Source organism: Sphingomonas hankookensis (genome assembly GCF_022664465.1).
GTDB classification, from domain to species: domain Bacteria; phylum Pseudomonadota; class Alphaproteobacteria; order Sphingomonadales; family Sphingomonadaceae; genus Sphingomonas; species Sphingomonas hankookensis.
The window spans coordinates 283,889-300,955 of record NZ_JAKREV010000002.1; the positions used below are offsets into that span (position 1 = coordinate 283,889).

General features: G+C 64.8%; 17 protein-coding genes. 7 read left to right on the forward strand and 10 right to left on the reverse strand.

The features are described 5' to 3' along the window. Window positions 1-17 precede the first annotated feature (17 nt). Both parC and MF610_RS06650 read right to left on the reverse strand, forming a co-directional pair. Window positions 18-2,270, reverse strand: coding sequence for a DNA topoisomerase IV subunit A (gene parC, locus MF610_RS06645; protein ID WP_242194127.1), 2,253 nt, complete (start codon window positions 2,268-2,270; stop codon window positions 18-20). Window positions 2,271-2,330: 60 nt separating this feature from the next. Beyond that, window positions 2,331-2,909 carry a TetR/AcrR family transcriptional regulator gene (locus MF610_RS06650; protein ID WP_242194129.1) on the reverse strand — a complete coding sequence of 193 codons (579 nt, stop codon included), beginning with the start codon at window positions 2,907-2,909 and terminating at the stop codon, window positions 2,331-2,333. A 141-nt stretch (window positions 2,910-3,050) separates the two neighbouring features. Here MF610_RS06650 and MF610_RS06655 point away from each other — a divergent pair, with 141 nt between their 5' ends. From MF610_RS06655 to purC, 3 genes are all read left to right on the forward strand, one after another. Next, a complete protein-coding gene (locus tag MF610_RS06655; protein ID WP_242194131.1) occupies window positions 3,051-3,911 on the forward strand; it encodes an alpha/beta hydrolase in 861 nt (286 codons plus the stop codon). 66 nt (window positions 3,912-3,977) lie between these two features. Continuing rightward, window positions 3,978-4,784, forward strand: a complete 807-nt coding sequence (locus tag MF610_RS06660; protein WP_242194133.1) for a hypothetical protein — start codon at window positions 3,978-3,980, stop codon at window positions 4,782-4,784. Between the two features lie 91 nt (window positions 4,785-4,875). Then, window positions 4,876-5,655 carry a phosphoribosylaminoimidazolesuccinocarboxamide synthase gene (gene purC / locus MF610_RS06665; RefSeq protein WP_242194136.1) on the forward strand — a complete coding sequence of 260 codons (780 nt, stop codon included), beginning with the start codon at window positions 4,876-4,878 and terminating at the stop codon, window positions 5,653-5,655. Between the two features lie 309 nt (window positions 5,656-5,964). Here purC and MF610_RS06670 read toward each other — a convergent pair whose 3' ends face one another. The 4 genes from MF610_RS06670 to MF610_RS06685 are packed head-to-tail and all read right to left on the reverse strand — an operon-like array spanning window position 5,965 to window position 9,395. Next, the gene (locus MF610_RS06670) at window positions 5,965-7,767 is read right to left on the reverse strand and encodes an acyl-CoA dehydrogenase C-terminal domain-containing protein (protein WP_242194138.1); all 1,803 of its coding nucleotides are present in this window, start codon (window positions 7,765-7,767) and stop codon (window positions 5,965-5,967) included. 4 nt (window positions 7,768-7,771) lie between these two features. Next, entirely contained in the window at window positions 7,772-8,215 is a 444-nt protein-coding gene (locus MF610_RS06675; protein WP_242194141.1) for a MerR family transcriptional regulator, read from the reverse strand. A 32-nt stretch (window positions 8,216-8,247) separates the two neighbouring features. Then, a complete protein-coding gene (locus MF610_RS06680) occupies window positions 8,248-8,712 on the reverse strand; it encodes an EF-hand domain-containing protein (RefSeq protein ID WP_242194144.1) in 465 nt (154 codons plus the stop codon). A 44-nt stretch (window positions 8,713-8,756) separates the two neighbouring features. Next, window positions 8,757-9,395, reverse strand: a complete 639-nt coding sequence (locus tag MF610_RS06685; RefSeq protein ID WP_242194146.1) for a squalene/phytoene synthase family protein — start codon at window positions 9,393-9,395, stop codon at window positions 8,757-8,759. Window positions 9,396-9,493: 98 nt separating this feature from the next. Between MF610_RS06685 and MF610_RS06690 the strand changes: the two genes are divergently transcribed. Genes MF610_RS06690 through MF610_RS06700 form a run of 3 tightly spaced genes read left to right on the forward strand, consistent with a single transcriptional unit; the run spans window position 9,494 to window position 12,704 of the window. After that, on the forward strand, window positions 9,494-11,458 hold the full coding sequence (locus MF610_RS06690) for a pilus assembly protein (protein ID WP_242194148.1): 1,965 nt from the start codon (window positions 9,494-9,496) through the stop codon (window positions 11,456-11,458). Next, entirely contained in the window at window positions 11,455-12,039 is a 585-nt protein-coding gene (locus tag MF610_RS06695; protein WP_242194150.1) for a TadE/TadG family type IV pilus assembly protein, read from the forward strand. Before MF610_RS06690 ends, MF610_RS06695 begins: the two co-directional genes overlap by 4 nt. Further along, window positions 12,030-12,704, forward strand: a complete 675-nt coding sequence (locus MF610_RS06700) for a TadE family protein (RefSeq protein ID WP_242194152.1) — start codon at window positions 12,030-12,032, stop codon at window positions 12,702-12,704. Before MF610_RS06695 ends, MF610_RS06700 begins: the two co-directional genes overlap by 10 nt. 89 nt (window positions 12,705-12,793) lie before the next feature. Here MF610_RS06700 and MF610_RS06705 read toward each other — a convergent pair whose 3' ends face one another. From MF610_RS06705 to MF610_RS06715, 3 genes are all read right to left on the reverse strand, one after another. Further along, a complete protein-coding gene (locus tag MF610_RS06705; protein WP_242194154.1) occupies window positions 12,794-14,233 on the reverse strand; it encodes a pyruvate dehydrogenase complex E1 component subunit beta in 1,440 nt (479 codons plus the stop codon). Between the two features lies 1 nt (window position 14,234). Next, complete coding sequence (gene pdhA, locus MF610_RS06710; RefSeq protein WP_242194156.1) at window positions 14,235-15,284, reverse strand: pyruvate dehydrogenase (acetyl-transferring) E1 component subunit alpha; 1,050 nt, start codon at window positions 15,282-15,284, stop codon at window positions 14,235-14,237. Window positions 15,285-15,384: 100 nt separating this feature from the next. Continuing rightward, entirely contained in the window at window positions 15,385-15,741 is a 357-nt protein-coding gene (locus MF610_RS06715; RefSeq protein WP_242194158.1) for an FtsB family cell division protein, read from the reverse strand. Between the two features lie 63 nt (window positions 15,742-15,804). On the opposite strand from MF610_RS06715, the gene MF610_RS06720 reads away from it, so the two are divergent. After that, on the forward strand, window positions 15,805-16,173 hold the full coding sequence (locus MF610_RS06720; RefSeq protein ID WP_242194160.1) for a tRNA-binding protein: 369 nt from the start codon (window positions 15,805-15,807) through the stop codon (window positions 16,171-16,173). Window positions 16,174-16,235: 62 nt separating this feature from the next. Here the strand turns inward: MF610_RS06720 and MF610_RS06725 are convergent, their stop codons facing one another. After that, window positions 16,236-17,057 (reverse strand): P-loop NTPase family protein, encoded by an 822-nt coding sequence (locus tag MF610_RS06725; protein WP_242194162.1) that lies wholly within the window; start codon window positions 17,055-17,057, stop codon window positions 16,236-16,238. Window positions 17,058-17,067: the final 10 nt, after the last annotated feature.

Consider the following 17,067-nt stretch of genomic DNA (forward strand, 5'->3'; position numbering starts at 1 on the left):
CGGATTTGAGATCGCTATCAGAAACGATTGTCGCGCGGGAAACCGTTGGGCGGCATCCGTCCGGCGGCACCGCGTGCCGCGCGCCACGGCGACAGGTCGCTTTCCGTCCGCATCCGCCCGGTTTCGCCGCCCATCGTCCAGTGCAGTCCATCGGCAAAGCGCAGCGTCCGCGCATCGGACAGGCCGCCATCGCGGAACCGCTGTAGCTGCACTCCCTGCCCGCGTGCCATTTCGGCCAGTTCGGTCAGCGGGAACAGCACCAGCTTGCGGTTGTCGCCGATCGACGCGACGTAATCGTCTTCCGGTGCGATCGGGCGGACAACCTTCAGCTTCGATCCCGGACGCGGCGCCATCACCTGCTTACCCTTGCGCGTTTCGGCCAGCACATCGGCCACCCGCACCGCGAAACCGCGCCCATCGGTCGCCGCCAGCAGCAGCCGGTCCGATGCCGCCGCACGCGACAGGCCGACGATTCGAGCATCCCCGTCGAGGTCGATCATCGCCCGCACCGGCTCGCCAAAGCCACGCCCGCCGGGCAGCTTGTCGGCGCCCAGCGTATAGAAACGTCCGCCATCGGTCGCCAGCAACAGCTTGTCGGTGGTATGGGCGTGAAAGGCGAAGGCGGGACCGTCCCCCTCCTTGAACCGCGCGGTATCGGCCGAGGCGAGATCGACATGGCCGCGCAGTGCCCGTACCCAGCCGCGTTGCGACAGGATGACGGTCAGCGGCTCGCGTTCGATCATCGCCTCCGCCGGAATCTCCCGCGCCGGCGCCGCTTCCTCGATCGTCGTCCGCCGCTTGCCGAGTACGGTCTCGCTGCCATAGCGATCGCGCATCTTGATCAGGTCGCGCTTCATCCGCGTCCGCTGCCGCGCCTCGCTCGACAGCAGCAGCGTGAGTTCCGCCTGCTCCTTTTCCAGCTTCGACCGCTCGCCGCGGATTTCCATTTCCTCCAGCTTGCGCAAACTGCGCAGCCGCATGTTGAGGATCGCTTCGGCCTGCCGGTCGGTCAGGGCGAACTCGGCGATCAGCACCGGCTTGGGCTCGTCCTCGGTGCGGATGATCGCGATCACCCGGTCGAGGTTGAGATACGCCGCGAGATAGCCGTCGAGCAGCTCGATGCGGTCGGCGATCTTGGCGAGGCGATGCTCGCTCCGCCGACGCAGCACGACGAACTGGTGGTCGACCCATGCCTTCAACGCCTCGCGCAGCGACATGACCCGCGGCGTGCGGTCCTTGTCGAGCACGTTGAGGTTCAGCGGCACCCGCGTCTCTAGGTCGGTCAGGCGGAACAGCCCGTCCATCAATACCCCGGTGTCGACCGTGCGGCTGCGTGGTTCGAGGACGATACGGATTTCCGCATCCGATTCGTCGCGCACGTCGGTCAGGATCGGCAGCTTCTTGTCGTTGATCAGCGTAGCGATCTGTTCGATCAGCTTGCCCTTCTGCACCCCGTAGGGAATCTGCGTCACGACGATCTGCCAGCCGCCGCCCTTCTCGCGCTCGATCTCGTGCTTGGCCCGCACGCGGAAGCCGCCACGGCCGGTGGCATAGGCTTCGCGGATCGCGGCGGGGGGATCGACGACGATGCCGCCGGTGGGAAAATCGGGGCCACGGACATGCGCCAGCACCGCGGCATCGTCCGCTTCGGGCTGATCGACCAGCACGATCGCGGCGTCGAACAGTTCGGCGGCGTTGTGCGGCGGCACGCTGGTCGCCATGCCGACCGCGATGCCGCTGGCGCCATTGGCCAGCAGGTTCGGGAACATGCCGGGGAACAGCTCCGGCTCCTGCTCCTCGCCATTATAGGTCGGGCGGAAATCGGTCGCGTCCTCGTCGAGACCCGCCATCAGGTCGATCGCGACCTGCGTCAGCCGCGCCTCGGTATAGCGGTACGCCGCGGCGTTATCCCCGTCGATGTTGCCGAAATTGCCCTGCCCGTCGACCAGCGGATACCGCAGCGCGAAATCCTGCGCCAACCGGACCATCGCGTCATAGACCGACTGATCGCCATGCGGATGATATTTACCGATGACGTCGCCGACGACGCGCGCGCATTTCTTGTACCCCGATGCCGGGTCGAGCTTCAGCAGCCGCATCGCCCAGAGAAGACGCCTGTGAACAGGCTTTAGGCCGTCGCGAACATCGGGCAGCGACCGCGCGGTGATCGTCGACAGCGCGTAGACGAGGTATCGTTCGGACAGCGCGCTGTCGAACGGTGCATCGAACACGCCGATCGGCGTCGCGGGGTCGGTCAGATCACTTGCCATCGCCGATGCGATAGCAGGGGATGCCGCACCCCGCGAGAGGCGAATTGGAACGAACCGGGATCAGGCCGCCTGTAGCCCGCGCCCCGCCTCGCATGGCAGCTTGCCGTCGCTCAGCGCCATGACGTCGGCGACGATCGACTGCCATTCGGCGTCGTCCATCTCGATCAGGCCGAACAGCCGCATCAGGAACGCGCCCTCCATCGCGACGAAGGCAAGGCGCAGCCAGCGCCCTTCCGACGTAGAGACGTCGATGGCATCGACCCGGTTGCGATACCATTTGCGGATCTGGAGCATGTGCTGCGGCGAATTGAGCAGCGACACCATCAGGCTGGGCGCGCGACGCCGCGAACGGTCGTCATAATCCGCCGCATAGGCGATATGCGCCCGCACCCGCGAAGATTCGTCGTCCGGCTTCGCGCCGAGATCGATCATGTGTGCCGCATAATCCTGCTGCCATCGTTCGAACATCGCGGCGATCAGCGATTCCTTGCTGCGAAAGCTGTACTGCACGCCGCCGTTGGTGATGCCCATCTGTTCGGCCACCGCGGCGATGGTCAGCCCTGCCGGCCCCTTGTCCATCGTCACCGTTTCGGCGGCATCCAGCAACTTGTCCCGTTCGATCGTACGAATGCGTCCCACGTCATACCCCCTTGGGCCACCAATCGGTAGCCTTGCCTCCTCGCATCATCCCTAACCCGCCAAGCAATATCGCACAAATTTTATTATACGATATCATTGTCCGAATTGTCGTTTGGATCACGCTGTTGCAAAGATGCCCACATGATCGCTTCCGGCCTGCCGCGTTCGCCCTGGGTTCCCATGACATGGCCGGACCTGACCGACCGCCCCCGCCCCGAACCGGACCGGCAATTTCGCTATGGTTCGAACCAGTTGCAGGTGGTCGACCTGTGGCTTCCAGCCGGGACACCCCCCGGTCGTTGGCCGACGGTGCTGATGGTGCATGGCGGCTGCTGGCAGAGTTCCATCGCCGATCGCCGGCTGATGGACTGGGCCTGCGCCGACCTGCGCGACGCCGGGTTCGCGGTGTGGAACATCGACTATCGCGGCGTCGACCGTAGCGGCGGCGGCTATCCCGGTACGTTTCGCGACGCCGCCGCTGCTGCCGACCTGCTGCGCTCCCATGCCGACGACCATGGCCTCGACCCGTCGCGAATCGTCGCGCTCGGTCACTCCGCGGGCGGGCATCTGGCGCTCTGGCTGGCGGCGCGGCCACGCCTGCCCGCCACAAGCCCGCTGGCGACGCCCGATCCCCTGCCGATCGCGCACGTCGTCAGCCTCGGCGGCCTCCCCGACCTCGCCGCGGTCGAGGCGAGCCCGGACAATGGCTGTGGCACCGACGTCATCGCGCAGCTCGTCGGCGACCGGCCGGATCGCTTCGCCGACACCTCCGTACCGTGCCTGTTGCCGATCGGCGTGCCGGCCGACCTGCTCAGCGGCCGCGAGGACAGGATCGTGCCCGCCCGCATGGCGCCCGCCTATGCCGCCGCCGCCCGCACCGCCGGCGACCGGGTCGCGCTGCACGAGGTCGGCGATACGGGACATGTCGAACTGATCGCCCCCGGGACGCCGGCATGGAGCAAGGCGATCGGCCTTGTCCGGAGCGCCCTGTCGGGTCCTTGATCAGGCACCCTTGCCATCTGCCCCATTTACGCCACATTTCAGCCTCAATTAAGGCAGAGGTGCCGCATGCGTAACCGTGTTCCTGTTCTGGCGGTGCTGCTGCTTGCCGGCTGCAGCCAGTCGCCGTCCGATCAGAGCGGGGAGGCCGCGCCCGGCGTCGACGTCACCGCCGCTCCCGGCGTCGCATTTAGCTATCGTTACGGCTTCCAGCTACCTGCCGCGCGGATCGTGTCGGTGCAGGAGGCACATGCCGCCGCCTGCGAACGGCTGGGCATCGCGCGCTGCCGGATCACGGGCATGCGCTATACCCGCAGCGAGGATAACGATATTTCCGCGATGCTGGGCTTTTCGCTCGCGCCCGAACTCGCACGCACCTTCGGACGCGACGGCATCCGCGGCGTCGAGGCGGCGGAGGGCACGCTGCTCGATTCCGAAATCACCGGCGAGGATGCGGGTACGAAGATCGACCAGCTGGCTCAGGCGCGCGATGCCGCCGCCGCCGACCGTGCGGCGATCGACGCGCGCAGCGGCGCGACCAGCCGCGAGGCCCGCGCCGAGCTCGAACGGCAGCGCGCCTCCGCCACCGGATCGGAACGCGATGCCGCCGCGGCCATTGCCGAACAGCGCGCCGCCCTCGCCGCGACTCCGGTCGTGTTCGAATATCGCTCGGGGCAGGCGATCCGCGGCTTCGATCCTGCATCGCCCTTCACCCGCGCCGCCGACCTGTCGATCGCCTCGGCACGCTGGACGATCGGGACCGCGCTGGCGCTGCTCGGGCTTGCGCTGCCGCCCTTGCTGCTCGTCCTCTTGGGACTATGGTTCTGGCGTCGGGCGCGGCGGCTGTTGCCGGGACCGGTCGCCCCCGCCACCTGATTGCGCGGGGACGCCCCTTCGGCTATGCGGCGGCTTTCTCCACCGGCCCCGGGCGCATCCGCGGCTGGCCCGTTTCGTCGAAGGGAATCGCATGGCTCGCCGCCGCCAGATCTACGAAGGCAAGGCAAAGATCCTCTACGAGGGTCCGGAACCGGGTACGCTGATCCAGTATTTCAAGGACGATGCCACCGCCTTCAACGCCCAGAAAAAGGGTACGATCAACGGCAAGGGCGTGCTGAACAACCGGATTTCCGAGCATGTCTTCACGCTACTCGGCAATATCGGCGTGCCGACTCACTTCATCCGCCGCCTGAACATGCGCGAACAGCTGATCCGCCAGGTCGAGATCGTGCCGATCGAGGTCGTCGTGCGCAACGTCGCCGCCGGGTCGATCAGCAAGCGGCTGGGGATCGAAGAGGGGCAGCAGCTCCCACGCACGATCATCGAATATTATTACAAGGACGATGCGCTCGGTGATCCGATGGTGTCGGACGAACACATCCTGTGCTTCGGCTGGGCCGGGCAGGACGAACTGCACGAGATGGCCGACATGGCGATCCGCGTGAACGATTTCCTGTCGGGCATGTTCGCCGCGATCAACATCCGGCTGGTCGACTTCAAGCTCGAATTCGGCCGCATCTGGGATAACGATTTCAGCCGGATCATCCTGGCGGACGAAATCAGCCCGGACGGCTGTCGCCTGTGGGACATGACCACCAACGAAAAGCTCGACAAGGATCGCTTCCGCCGCGATCTGGGTGGCGAAGTCGAGGCGTATCAGGAAGTCGCCCGGCGGCTGGGCCTGCTGCCCGAGGGTGCGGACTCGGCGGTGCTCGACCTCGAAACGCATCGCAAGAAGCGCGAGAAGTAAGACACTTCGATCGCTTGCAGAACAACGTCAACCCCAGCGCAGGCTGGGGTCTCTCTCGTGGACACCGCAACGTCTGACCGAGAAAGACCCCAGCCGGCGCTGGGGTGACGCGTTTGGTGGAATGCCGGACCAACAGCCCCACGACCAAAACGGTCGTTGGCGACCACAACCTTCTCACATCGTCACCCCGGACTTGATCCGGGGTCCGGTTTCTTCTGCCGGTCGAAGTAGGAAGCGGGACCCCGGGTCAAGCCCGGGGTGACGGGTGAACTGGCGTAGCGCCCCTCGACGAAATGATGCCGAGTGCGCTCACCCCCGCGCGAACAACGCCGGGTCGAGCGCCATGACCGCATCCGCGCCACCCTCGATCTTGCGCCGCAGGGCACCCGTCTCCGGGATCACCCGCTCGGCATAGAAGCGCGCGGTCACCCGCTTGCCCTCGACGAACTTCGGATCGCCCTCGCCCGACGCCGCCAGCGCTTCCGCCGCGGTCAGCATGCGCAGCCACATCAGGCCGGTCGCGACGATGCCCATGATGTGCATGTACGAATGCGCGCCGGCGCCGACATGGTTCGGGTTCTGCATGCCATTGCCCATGAACCACATCGTCGCCGCCTGCAGGTCCTTGAGGCCCCGCTCCAGCCGCTCGGCGAAGTCGCGGGTCGCGTCGGCACCCTTGGCAACCGCGATTTCCTCCCCGACGATGCGGAAGAAATGCTGGATCGCCCGGCCGCCATTCTGCGCCAGTTTGCGCCCGACCAGGTCCATCGCCTGCACGCCATTGGTGCCTTCGTAGATCATCGCGATCCGGGCATCGCGGACATACTGCTCCATGCCCCATTCGGCGATATAGCCATGGCCACCATAGACCTGCTGCGCATTGGTCGCGACGTCATAGCCCTTGTCGGTGCCATAGCCCTTGATGACCGGCGTCAGCAGCCCGACCAGATCGTCGGCCAGTTCGCGCGCCGCCGCATCTTCGGACATGTGCGCCAGGTCGACCTGCAACGCCCCCCACAGGCACAGCGCGCGCAGCCCTTCGGTCAGCGCCTTGCCCTCCATCAGCATCCGGCGGACGTCGGGATGGACGAACAGCGTATCGGCCTTTTCGTCCGGCTGTGCCGGCCCGGTCAGCGCCCGCCCCTGCCGCCGGTCGCCGGCATAGATCACCGCATTCTGATATGCGGTCTCGGCCACGCCCAGCCCCTGCAGCCCGACGCCGAGGCGCGCGGCGTTCATCATGATGAACATCGCCGCCAGCCCCTTCATCTCGTCGCCGACCAGCCAACCCTTCGCTCCGTCATAGTTCATGACGCAGGTCGAATTGGCGTGGATGCCCATCTTGTGCTCGATCGAGCCGCAGGTCACCGGATTGCGCGCGCCCAGCGATCCGTCCTCGTTCACCAGGAACTTCGGCACGACGAACAGCGAAATCCCCTTCGAGCTTTCCGGCGCGCCCGGCGTCTTGGCAAGGACGAGGTGGATGATGTTGTCGGTCAGGTCATGCTCGCCCGACGAAATGAAAATCTTCGTGCCGGTAATCGCCCACGAACCGTCGTCGTTCGGCACCGCGCGCGTCTTGATCAGGCCCAGATCGGTGCCGCATTGCGGCTCGGTCAGGTTCATGGTGCCGCCCCATTCGCCCGACACCATCTTGGGCACGTACATCTGCTGCTGCTCGGGGCTGCCCTTCACCAACAGCGCGGCGATCGCGCCGTGGGTGAGGCCCGGATACATCGCGAACGCCATGTTGGCGGAGATCAGATATTCCTCGAACGCCGTCGCGACGACGTGCGGCATCGCCTGCCCGCCGAACGCTTCCGGCGCCGACAACGTGCCCCAGCCCGATTCGACGAACTGGCGATACGCCTCCTTGAACCCGTCCGGGGTCGTCACGCTGCCATCGGCGTGGCGGGTGCAGCCCTGCTGATCACCCGACGCGTTCAGTGGGAACAGCACCTCGGCGACGAAGCGGCCGCCCTCCTCCAGCACGGCTTCGACCGTGTCGGGCGTGGCGTTGGCAAAGCCGGGCAGCGCGGCATGGTCGCTGATATTCAGCACATGGTCGAGGATGAAACGGGTATCGCGAACCGGCGGGGTATAGCTGGGCATCGGGTCAATCCTTCTCCGGGGACGTGCCCTCTGATGGGGCGATAGGTTGGGGCAGTGCTTCGATCGTGGTCACGAAGTCGCCGAGTTCGGCGATCGCCGCGTCGATGTCGCGGCGCTGGTTTTCGAGGAAGGCGATACGGTCGCGGCACTTCTGCAGCGTCACCTGCCGCTGCACGACGCGCCCGTCACCGATATCGTACAGGTCGATCATCTCGCGGATGTCGGCGAGGCTGAACCCCACCCGCTTGCCGCGCAGAATCCACGCCAGCCGCACGCGGTCGCGCTGCGAATAGATGCGCGCGAGCCCCCGGCGTTCGGGCGAGATCAGCCCTTCATCCTCGTAGAAGCGCAACGCCCGCGCGGTGACGCCATAGTCGTTGCACAGGTCGGTGATCGAGAAACGATCGCCTTCGGTCGAATCGGCGCTGTCGGTCAGGGAAGCTACCATGACGACGATGCTAGTTTACGTTGACGTGAACGTCAACCTTCGTCGGCAGGTGCCGCGGCGGGCGGACATTCGACGCGCTTGCTCGGGCGACGCTTGACCGCGGTCGTCGCGAACTCCGCGGCGTCGAGCGCGCCGTCCCGGCCTTTGTCCGCGGTCGCGAACTTGCCACTGGTCCTCGCCGCCCATTCGTCGAAGCTCAGCCGACCGTCGCCATTGGTGTCGAGCTTCGCATAGGCCTTGCGCCGCGACGCCAGATATTCGTCGCGGGTGATGCGTCCGTCGCGGTCCTTGTCATACCGGTCGAACCGCTTCTGTTCGCGGGTGCGGGCGGTCGCCGCCGGGGGATCGCCCGGATCGGCTTCGGCCACCTGTTCCGGCGCGTTGACGGCGGCGGGCGGCGGGGGCAGCTTCTCGGTCGCGGCGTCGCTGCGGAACAGGAACAGCCCCGCCGCCACCAGCGCCAGCGCCGACCCCACGCCCGCCAAGAATCGCCACATCGCCCGTCCCCCATGCCGTCCGGGCCGACGTTACAGCCTATGGCTCAGCGCCCGGCAAGCCCGAACCACAACAGCCGCGCCGCCCGCTTCGGGCCACCGGCCGGTACATCGTGCAGGTCGAGCCGCGCCGATAACGCCATCAGCCCCAGCGGCTTCGCCATGCCCGCCAATGGTCCGGCCAGCGCCGCGCGCGCCAGCGCCACCGCCCTGTCCCGCGCCGCCGCGTCGTCCAGCCGTTGCGACAGATCGGCCAGCGCCCATCCGCGCCCCTGCCGCTCCGCCCGCACTGCATTGCCAGACAGCACCTGCGTTGCCAGCGCGAACAGCCGACCACCCCGCGCCGCCGCAAACCGTTCGAGCGCCGCGTCGGCCAGCGTCTCTTCCTCGATCAACACATCCCAGCCGTCGACCAGTTCGGCCATTTCCGCCCCGCCGACGCCCCGCGGCAACAGCGTTTCGGCCAGCGCGACCAGTTCGGGCATCGCCGGCGGCGGCTGGGTATCGAGCTTGATCAGCTGCTCGCGCCACCATGCCAGCCGTATCTGCCCCAGTGCCGGCTGGGTGGTCGATCGCACGACCTCCCCCAGCGCGGCATCGAGCGCCAGCAGCGCCGACAGCGCGGCACGCCGCCCGTCATCGGGAGCATAGGCCAGCGCCAGCGCGCGTTCCGAATCATTCTGCATCCGGCGGATGAGCCTGCCTCTTAAACATCCGTCAACCCTGTTGCGGCATGAAAGCGTGTGATTTGCGCGGGATACCTGCGCGGGCGGGGACGGCGGGAATGAACGGATCGACTGGCACAATGGCGGAACGACAGTCGGGGGGCATTCTCGGCCGCCTGGCCCGCGACCGCCGCGGCAATACGCTGGCGATGATGGCGATCGCGCTGATCCCGTTGGTCGGCATGGCCGGATCGGCAGTCGACACCGCGCGCGTCTATTATGTGAAGGTCCGCCTGCAACAGGCGTGCGACGCCGGCGTATTGGCGGGCCGCAAGACGATGGACGGCACCGATTTCAACACCAATGCCTATCAACAGGCGCAGGCGTTCTTCGGCAACAACTTCAAAACCGGCATGCTCGGCTCACAAACCCCGACGTTCACACCCGTGAAAACGACGGAAAATCAGGTCGCCGGCACTGCGTCGGTCGTCGTGCCGATGACGCTGACCAAGCTGATGGGCATGGCTCCCGTCACGTTGAGCGTGGCCTGCGAAGCCAAGCTGGAGATACCGAACCTCGACGTGATGTTCGTGCTCGATACGACCGGATCGATGACCGATACAAATCCGGGCGATACCCAGAACAAGATTACCGCACTTCGGGCGTCGGTCATCGATTTCTATAGGACGGTCGAAGCCGCGAAGAAGTCCGGAACGCAGGTACGCTACGGTTTCGTGCCCTATTCCAGCAACGTCAACGTCGGCATGCTGCTGAAACCCGAATGGATGGTCGACGAATGGAGATACCAGTCGCGGATCGCGGATGGCACAACCACGAATACCAGTACGACCACCGACAATGCCGATTATGTCTACACATATGGCGGCTGGGCCAAGCTCAGCGGTTCGTCAGGCTCGCGTACTTCCGCCGGATCGCCTGAAAATTGCATCGCTCCGGGTAACACGACCAAAACGGATCCTACCTACACGGATTGGACCAATCCGACCGGTGACGCGACCCGAACGCTCACGCAGGTCATCAATGGCAGCAACTATTCTGCCAAGGTCACCAACGGTGCCTGCGTCATCACCGAAACCTGGTACAATCAATATACCCAGCGTCGCACCGAAACGCGTACGGTGAACAAGAACAAGGGTAATTCCACAACTACGACCAGTACGAACTACTGGTGGAAATACGAACGGGTGCCGTTCAACGTCGCGCCGCTGAAGGGTAACGGCGCAACGATGGCCGGCGGCACCATCACGTTGCCGATCGCCAATAACTTTGCCAATCGCGATATAACATGGAACGCCGCCAACGCCTGTATCGAAGAACGGCAGACCGTCAAACAATCGAGTTATTCGACGATACCGTCCAACGCCTACGACCTCGACGTCGATATGGTTCCAACTTCCGATCCCGAGACCAGGTGGAAGCCGTGGCTTCCAAAGGTGATATATGCCCGCAACAGCATGACCAACTGGACGACGGCGACGGTGCGTACGAATAATCAGGGATTGACGAACGTCGGCGACCTGAACAGTGGTTATAATGCGCCATGCCCGTCGCCAGCGGTCAAGTTGACTGCCCAGACCGAAAGTCAGATCACTGCCTATGTGAACAGCCTGACCCCCGGGGGCTTCACCCATCACGATATCGGGTTCCTGTGGGGCACGCGGTTGTTGTCGCCGACCGGCCTGTTCGCATCCGAAAACGCCGTCGCGGCCAATGGCGGCGACATTTCACGCCACCTGATCTTCATGACGGACGGCACCACCGATACAAAGATCGTATCCTACGACGCCTATGGCCTGTCCGCGATCGATCAGCGCCGTACTAACGGAATGCCGACCGACGCCGATCAGAACACGATCGTTGCGAACCGCCTGTCCGCGCTCTGCACCGTCGCCAAGCGCAAGAACATCACCGTATGGGTCATCGCGTTCGGAACGACGCTCGACGCTATGCTTTCGAACTGCGCGAGCGATGGCCGCTCGTTCCAGGCGAACAACGCCGCGCAGCTCAACCAGACGTTCAGCAACATCGCCGCACAGATCGCCAAGCTGCGGGTTGCGCGATGATCGCCCGGCTGGCCACCGATCGGCGCGGGGTGACGGTGATCGAATTCACCCTCATCGCGCCGGTCATGCTTTTGCTGCTGATGGGGCTGTTCGACCTTTGCTATCGGTCCTACGCCCAATCCATTCTGAACGGCGCTGTGCAGTCCGCCGGACGGCGCGCGACGCTAGAGGGCAACGCATCGGGCACATCGACCGCGGCGATCGACAGCGCGGTCGTTGCGCAAGTTCGGGTGATCGCGCGCAACGTCCGTTGGGAAAGCAGCCGGAAATTCTATCAAACCTTCGGCAACATCCGCGCCGAGCCATTCGACGACAGCAACCATAATAACCAATATGATATCGGCGAATGCTATTCCGACGTTAACGGCAATCGCCACTGGGATGCCAATCCCGGCAGGGACGGTCAGGGCGGGGCGAACGACATCACGCTCTACACCATGTCGATGACCTATCCACGGCTGTTCCCGCTGCATGGGCTCATGGGCCTGTCCGCCGAACAGACCATCACTGCGCAAACCCTGCTCAAGAACCAGCCCTATGGCGCGCAGTCCGCGAACAGCCCGGAGACGATATGCAGCTGACCCTTGCTCGCGCCTTACGGCGGCTACGCGCCGACCGCCGCGGCGTCGCGATGCTCGAATTCGCGCTGACGCTGCCGATCGTCGTGCCGATTGGCATGTATGCGGTCGAACTCTGCAACTTCGGCGTTCGCCAGCTGCAGCTGAGCCAGGCCGCGCTGACCCTCGCCGACAACGCCTCGCGCGTCGGCGTCGATACCAACTTGGCAACGCAGCAATTGCGCGAAGTCGACATCAACGAGATCATCGAGGGGCTGCGGCTCCAGACCCGCGGGCTGCAGCTGACGACCAATGGCCGCGTTACGATTTCCAGCCTGGAGATGAAGGACGGCGAGCAATGGATTCACTGGCAACGCTGCGCCGGGCTGAAACGCGGCGCCGGCTATGATTCCACCTACGGCGTGGAGGGTGCCGGCGGGACTGCCGGAACGCCGTTCCGCGGCATGGGCGACGGCATGACGGTCAAATCACCGGCCAATTCGGGGGTGATCTTCGTCGAAATCAATTACGACTATACCCCGCTGATCAGCAGCTACTTCATCGGGACACGCAAGCTCAAACAGGTCGCGTCCTTCATCGTGCGCGACAATCGCGAATTCCACTCGGGCATCACCAATCTCGCGCCTGCCGCAGAAGAGCGCATGACCTGCGACCGCTACACCACCTGATCGCACTCCCTTGCAAACGCAGACGGGGCCGGCATCGCATCGCGCGTTGCCGGCCCCGTTCGTCTTGCGTCCTTGCCGAAGCGAAGCGCTTACTTGTACGTCACCTTCTTCACCGCCTCGACCACCTTGTCGCTGGTGATCAGTGCCAGCTTTTCGAGGTTCGCGGCATAGGGCAGCGGTACGTCTTCGTTGGTGACGCGCAACACCGGGGCGTCGAGGTCGTCGAAGCCCTGCTCCATCACCACCGCGGCGATTTCCGACGCGATCGAGCAGGTCGGCCAACCTTCCTCGACCACGACCAGCCGGTTGGTCTTCTTCAGCGACTTCAGCACCGTTTTGGTGTCGAGCGGGCGCAGCGTGCGCAGGTCGATCACTTCGGCATCGATGCCCTCCCCGCTAAGCTTCTCGGCGGCTTCGAGCGCGAGGCCGACGCCGATCGAATAGCTGACGATCGTCACGTCCTTGCCCGGCTTCATGATCCGCGCCTTGCCGATCGGCAGCACGAAATCGTCGAGCTTCGGCACGTCGAACGAGCGGCCATACATCAGTTCGTTTTCGAGGAAGACGACCGGATCGGTCGAGCGGATCGCCGCCTTCAGCAGCCCCTTCGCATCGGCCGCGTCATAGGGCGCGATCACGATCAGGCCGGGGACCGAAGCGTACCATGGACCATAGTTCTGCGAGTGCTGCGCACCGACACGGCTGGCCGCGCCGTTGGGACCACGGAACACGATCGGGCAGCGCATCTGGCCACCGGACATATAGTTGGTCTTGGCCGCCGAATTGATGATGTGGTCGATCGCCTGCATGGCGAAGTTGAACGTCATGAATTCGATGACCGGGCGCAGGCCACCCATCGCCGCGCCGGTGCCGATGCCGGCAAAGCCGTATTCGGTGATCGGCGTGTCGATGACGCGACGGTCGCCGAATTCGGCGAGCAGGCCCTGCGTGACCTTGTACGCGCCCTGATATTCGGCGACTTCCTCGCCCATCACGAACACGCGGTCGTCGGCGCGCATTTCCTCGGCCATCGCATCGCGCAGCGCGTCGCGGACCGTGGTCTTGACCATCTCGGTCCCTTCCGGGATTTCCGGGCTGGTTTCGCCTTCCTGGTCGGCTGCGTCGAACAGCTGGCGCGCGCCGGTTTCGGCGTGCTGCTGCGACGTACCTTCGGGCGTCGGCGGCGCCTTGTCGTCGTTCTTTTCGTCGGCCTTGGGGCTCGCGGCGGCGGCATCGCCGGCACGCGCTTCGGTCGGCTGCGCCGACTTCGCGGCGTCGACATCCTCGCCCTCGGCCGCCAGGATCGCGATGACCGCGCCGACCTTCACGTTATCGGTACCCTCGGCGACGACGATCTGCGCGATCGTGCCTTCGTCGACGGCTTCGAATTCCATCGTCGCCTTGTCGGTCTCGATCTCGGCCATGATGTCGCCCGACTTGACCGTGTCGCCTTCCTTGACGAGCCACTTGGCCAGCGTGCCTTCTTCCATCGTGGGCGACAACGCCGGCATCTTCAGTTCGATCGGCATCTTAGTAGGTCTCCACCAGCACGTCGGTGTACAGTTCCTTAGCGTCCGGTTCCGGCGCGCTTTCGGCGAAGTCGGCGGCGGCGTTCACCACCTTGCGGATTTCGGCCTCGATCGCCTTCAGCTCGTCTTCCTGCACGCCGGCGGCGTTCAGCTCGCGCTTCAGCCCCTCGATCGGGTCCGAATTGTCGCGCATCGCCTGCACTTCGTCGCGGCTGCGATACTTGGCCGGGTCGGACATCGAATGGCCACGATAGCGATAGGTCTTCATCTCGAGGATGATCGGACCCTTGCCCGCGCGGACCCATGCCAGCGCTTCCTCGGCGGCACCGCGGCACGCCAGCACGTCCATGCCGTCGACCTGGATGCCCGGAATGCGGAAGCTCTCGCCGCGCTTGTACAGCTGGTCCTCGGCCGAAGCGCGATTGACGCTGGTGCCCATGGCATACTGGTTGTTCTCGATCACGAAGATGATCGGGAGCTTCCACAGCTCGGCCATGTTGAACGATTCGTACACCTGGCCCTGGTTCGCGGCGCCATCGCCGAAATAGGCCATGCAGACGCCGCCATCGTTCGCGTATTTGTGCCCGAACGCGAGACCCGCGCCCAGCGACACCTGCGCCCCGACGATGCCGTGGCCGCCGTAGAACTTATGCTCGGTCGAGAACATGTGCATCGACCCGCCCTTGCCGCGGCTGATGCCAGCCTCGCGCCCGGTCAGCTCGGCCATGATGACCTTGGGATCGATGCCGTAGGCGAGCATGTGGCCATGGTCGCGATAGCCGGTGATCACCGAATCCTTGCCGGATTCAAGCGCCGACTGCAGGCCCACGGCGACCGCTTCCTGACCGATATACAAATGGCAGAAGCCACCGATCAGGCCGAGGCCGTACAACTGCCCCGCCTTCTCTTCGAAACGGCGGATCAGCAGCATTTCCCTGTAGAAGGAAAGCAGTTCCTCTTTCGACGCTTCGTACCGCTTTGGCTCCCCCGGCCGTTCGCGATTGGGAATGACGGGTTCGCTGGTGCGGCCTTGCGCCGGTGCTTTTGCCACGGTTCGGATGCCTCGTTCCTGAAAGGATGGGTTAGGAGCGCCGCCTATGGCGCGATTTATCCCCCCGCGCAACCGAAGGGGGACGCCTTACGTACCGGAATCAGTCGTCAAGCCGGATTCCGCAGCGCGATCGTGCCGCCGCCTCGCCGCCGATCGGTACGATGAATTCGTCCGGATGCGCGACGTTCAGCTTCCGCCGGACCAGTTCGTCGACCATGTCGGGGTCGGCGTGGCGCGGATCGAGCAGTTCGACCCGGTTGCGCAGATCGGCGCGCACCTTTTCCAGGCACGCATATTGCGCCTTCCGTACCGTCAGCTTGCGCTGATAGTCGCGATACGCCAGCACCCCGTTCGGCCCGAGCACGGCATGATAGGCGAAGAAGCCCATCACGAGGATGACCAGTGCAGGCCATCCGGCACGGGTCAGCATCTGGCGCAGGGGAGAGGAACGCGGCATGTCCGCGTATGTCGGGGATCGCCCGGTCCCACGCAAGCCGTCTCGATATCAGCGGGAGCCGATATGCACCTTCTACACGACCCGACGCAGCTGACCGCGCCGACCGACTTCGCCACCTTTTTGCAGGTCGACATCCGCGTCGGCACGATCGTGTCGGCCGAACCCTATCCGGAGGCCCGCAAGCCCGCGATCAAGCTGACGATCGATTTCGGCCCCGTCATCGGCGTCAAACGCTCCAGCGCACAGATCACCGAACATTATGACTGCGCCGTGCTGGTCGGGCGACAGGTGGCCGCGGTGGTCAACTTCCCGCCACGCCAAATCGGCAAGTTCGTGTCCGAAGTGCTGACGCTCGGCTTTCCGGATGAAGGCGGTGCCGTGGTGCTGTTCGCGCCGGATCAGCGAGTGCCGGATGGCGGGCGGTTGTTTTAGGCGGTGCCGCGGGAGGAACGAAGAACATTCCCGAAAACGATGGTGAAACGGGAATGTGCGGCTTAGTGCCTTAACCCGTTGGCGCGGTAGAAGGCCGCCAACGCCCCGGTCGTAGCGATCCGGGTCTTGGGCAGGCTGATGCCGTCGATCATGTCGCGGTAACGGGCGCGGTTGGCTCTGGTGGCGACGACGATGTGCCGGATCATATCCCATTTCACGCTATCGCGACCGCCCTCCAGGGCGCCGCGTCGATCGCGCTCGAACCAGCAGCGTCGAACATACCTATACAGGCTGGTTGTCGTTGGAACATCGAGAAGAATGAAACCGGTCGCTCGTTCCAGCCGTTGCGGGAGCAGCCGGGAATAGTTGCCTTCAATCACCCAGCGGTCGCCAGTAATCGCCTTGTCGTGAAGCGCCGTAAACTCCTCTGGCGGTCGTGGAACCCAGTCGGTGTGCGGAAGATGGTGTAGCTGGTCGAGGTGAACGACCTCCAACCCTTTCGCTCGCCCGATCGCCTCCGCCAATGTGGACTTACCGCTGTTCGACGGCCCCATGATACAGATGCGTGTTCCCAGATCGTCCAGCTTCATGGCAGCGACGTACCTCCTCGCTTCGAAAATACGATCGCGCCGTGTTTCTCGCAAACGAACGAATGACGGGAATCCGACCGCGCCGACCGCGCTGACGGTTGCCTGCGCGGTTCGCTTTTCCCAAAAATCTGTTCCCGATTGCCGTTTACCGAAATTACGATCCTGCAACGGGGAAACGGAAATCGTGCAAAGCCGGGCAAACTTGCGCGCTCCCCCTTTTTCCTCGCCCGCCCCCGCCTTCTGCAGTCGACAAAAAGGGCGCCGGTTCGCACCGACGCCCCCTTCGATAATCACTATGCGTCGA